Here is a 3,563-nt window from a genome sequence, read left to right on the forward strand (position 1 = left end):
TCATTGTCGTATTCTCTCAGAAAGTTGAGTCTCCGACAATCTCGGGGCGGTTCACTGACGTTGATACTGATACTTTAGAACAGCAAATCTGAGCGATTCCTAGCTAAGAATATATTGACGACATCATCAATGGGTGGTGTTCTAAAAAGTATGCTGGCGATAGAAGTCAATAAGAAATCTATGCTAAGTTCTCTGATTCTATAGGGCTTTCAAGGCTTCAAAAATTGTTCAAGTTTTAATCAGCATACTTTTTGACACACCACCCGATATTGTAGTAAGATTCTCACTTCATCCAGCGTCATATCAAGCGTACGGCAATGCAAGATAAATTGTAGCCGATCCATGTGCGCCTCATTATACAAACGATAATTACCAGAGCTGCGAGATGGCTCTGGTAATAGCTGCTCCTTTTCGTAATAGCGGATGGTTTCTACCGTTGCGCCAGTGCGCTTGGCAAGCGCTCCTATTTTCATTGGCATACAGATCTCCATATTTTAAAGGTTTAAAGCATTAATGGCTTTTGATATTAAAATCTATTAGAAGAGATAAAACTTCTTGACCCTGAAGCCACTATAGGGTTTATGCTGGCGTTATTCAATGGAGAATCTCTTATGCAATATCACATCGAAGGTATGGACTGTGCCAGTTGTGTTGGCAAGATCGAAACAGCGTTGGCACGACTGCCTGGCGTTTCTGACATTCAGTTGAACTTCGCCACACAAAAATTAGAGTTGTCGCTAGCGCCCGATGCCAAAACTCAATCGGGTGATATCGAAAAAGCCATTAAAAGTTTAGGATTTGGTGTATCTAGTAGCTCAAACTCGAAGACTCTAACAGGTAGTGATAAATCGCTGGAATCACAGCAGTGGTGGCAAACCATAAAAGGCAAACAGGTCGTTGGTCTGGGTTTGTTAATGAGTGCCGCCTACGTGCTATCACTCATTTTTTCTGATTTTGGCGTCTGGGCATTTGCTGTCGCGGTGATAATAGGTGTATTTCCCTTTGCGCGTAAAGCTCTAGTATTGGCAAAATTAGGCTCAGTTTTCTCTATTGAGATGCTCATGTCTGTGGCGGCAATTGGCGCACTCATCATAGGCGAAGCTGAGGAGGCTGCCGCCGTTGTCTTTTTATTTTCGGTCGGTGAGCTGCTTGAAAGTGTCGCCGCTGATCGCGCTCGCGCGGGTATTAAGGCTTTGGCGTCTTTAGTGCCAAAAACTGCCATTTTACTGGACGCGCAAGGCAAGCAGCGAATTGTCGCGGCAACTTCACTACAAGTAGATGATCCGGTGCTCGTGCGTCCTGGTGATAGCGTTGCGGCCGACGGGATTATTGTTCAAGGAACTTCTAGCCTTAATGATTCGCCAATTACTGGAGAGTCGGTCCCCGTGACAAAAACAATAGGCGATGAGGTATTTGCAGGGTCGATCAATGTCGATGGGGTCTTGCAAGTACGGGTAGAGAAAACAGCGGCTGATAATACCATTGCGCGCATTATTGATTTGGTAGAGCAAGCTCAATCCTCCAAAGCGCCCACCGCTCGTTTTATTGAGAAATTTAGTCGCTACTATACGCCAGCAGTGATGGCCATTGCCGCATTGATTATTGTCGTTCCACCGTTGGTAATGGGAGGCGAGTGGGCGACTTGGTTGTATCGCGGCCTGGCACTATTGCTAATCGCTTGTCCTTGCGCGCTCGTATTATCAACACCTGCTGCTATCGCATCGGGTTTGGCTGTTGGCGCCCGCCGTGGGCTTTTGATCAAAGGGGGCAGTGCCTTAGAGACTATTGGTCAAGTCAACACTGTCGCTTTTGATAAGACAGGAACGTTGACTGAGGGTGAGCCACACGTAACCGACGTCATTGCCTTTAGACAAGACGTCTCAAGTATTCAAGGTCAAGACTTTCAAAATCACCATGACATATTGGCGCTTTTTGCGAGTGTAGAGTCGGGCTCTAGTCATCCACTTGCCAAAGCTATCGTGAGCCATGCTGAAACGGCCAATGTTGTCGTACCAGTTGCTTCTAATGCTTCGGCTACTGCGGGTAAAGCGGTACATGGCACCATCAATGGTCGTACATTAGCCATCGGCTCTCCCGTTTATGCTGCTGAGAGGTCTAGGATTTCTCCTGAACAGCAGGCTCAGATTGAGGTGCTGCAAAATGAGGGTAAAACGGTTTCAGTTTTATTCGATGAGCAAAGTCGCACAGCAATGGGATTAATCGCGTTGCGAGACGAGTTACGAGAAGATGCTGCTGATGGCGTGGCACAGCTCAAAGCGATGGGTGTTCATTCTGTCATGCTGACAGGAGACAACCATCTGACAGCACAAGCGCTTGCTAGCGATTTGGATATAGAGTGGCAGGCTGAGCTTTTGCCTGAAGATAAACTGCGTTTGCTCAATGACATGAAAGCTGATTGCAAAATAGCGATGGTAGGTGATGGCATTAACGATGCGCCAGCACTAGCCACCGCTCATGTCGGCATCGCCATGGGCGGTGGCACCGATGTGGCTATTGAAACCGCTGATATCGCATTGTTAAAAAGTCGTGTTGTCGATGTGGCACATTTAATTGCTCTATCACGCGCTACCATGACCAACATCCATCAAAACGTCTTTTTTGCATTAGGTCTAAAAGGACTTTTTTTAATCACGACTATATTAGGCGTTACTGGGTTGTGGATCGCTGTCATGGCTGATGCTGGTGCAACGGTGCTGGTTACGCTTAATGCTCTGCGCTTACTACGTTTTAAAGGGTTTAAGCACTAGTGATATGCCGTGAATAACACATCAGCATGCGTTATTTAATCAGTATTTCTCTGCTTAATATAAGGAGATTAGAGTTTTAATCTCTGCATATCGTTGAGAAAAAAAGTAGGAGCCGGCAAAGATCTTCATCAAGCCCTGAGTTTGTTTTTACCAACTGAATCCTCTCTGACCCCTGCCGTCAAATCCATACACATGAACTTGGGAGATTTTAGTTACGCAGCCTGACGATAATAATCAAACCAGATCTGTCTTGGCGATTTATAGCCCAAGCCCTTTTGAGTTCTCGTTTGGTTGTAATATAGTTCAATATATCCAATGATATCGGTAATGGCGGCAAATCTTGTCTTATAGTCTTGGTGATACACCAGCTCGTTCTTTAATATGCCCCAGAAGCTTTCTATGGGTGCGTTGTCAAAGCAGTTGCCTTTAGCACTCATTGAGCCTGTAAACTGATGCTGCTTGATGATCTTGTGATAAGCGTGGCTACAGTACTGACTGCCTCTATCAGAGTGCACAATCAGCCCTTTGCCTGGTCGTCTGTTCTTGATTGCCATATTTAGTGCACGACAGACTAAATCAGCAGTCATGCGTTTATTAATGGCGTAGCCAACCAGCTCTTTGGTGTATAGATCTTTTACTCCTGCTAAGTACAGCCAGCCCTCATTTGTCCAGATATAAGTAATGTCACTGACCCAAGATTCGTTAGGCCGCTTAGCGTCAAACTGCTGATCTAACACGTTTAAGTAATACCAAACCCAACAATTAAAGTTGCGCCCAAGCACGAGCAGTTAACGA

At 45.7% G+C, this 3,563-nt stretch carries 1 protein-coding gene and 2 pseudogenes; 1 reads left to right on the top strand and 2 read right to left on the bottom strand.

Annotation, left to right across the window (positions count from 1 at the left end):
* Positions 1 to 272: 272 nt before the first annotated feature.
* A pseudogene (locus L0J61_RS10020) lies at positions 273 to 473 on the bottom strand (MerR family transcriptional regulator); the annotation flags it as partial.
* Between the two features lie 138 nt (positions 474 to 611).
* Here L0J61_RS10020 and L0J61_RS10025 point away from each other — a divergent pair.
* Positions 612 to 2,768, top strand: coding sequence for a heavy metal translocating P-type ATPase (locus L0J61_RS10025; RefSeq protein WP_301466303.1), 2,157 nt, complete (start codon positions 612 to 614; stop codon positions 2,766 to 2,768).
* Between the two features lie 212 nt (positions 2,769 to 2,980).
* Here L0J61_RS10025 and L0J61_RS10030 read toward each other — a convergent pair.
* Positions 2,981 to 3,508, bottom strand: a pseudogene (locus tag L0J61_RS10030) (IS3 family transposase); the annotation flags it as partial.
* Between the last annotated feature and the right edge of the window lie 55 nt (positions 3,509 to 3,563).

This window comes from Psychrobacter sp. (assembly GCF_030457785.1).
Taxonomy (GTDB): Bacteria; Pseudomonadota; Gammaproteobacteria; order Pseudomonadales; family Moraxellaceae; genus Psychrobacter.

Coding starts and splice junctions, on each gene's coding strand:
- L0J61_RS10025 (WP_301466303.1), top strand. CDS start 612: ATGCAATATCACATCGAAGGTATGGACTGTGCCAGTTGTGTTGGCAAG.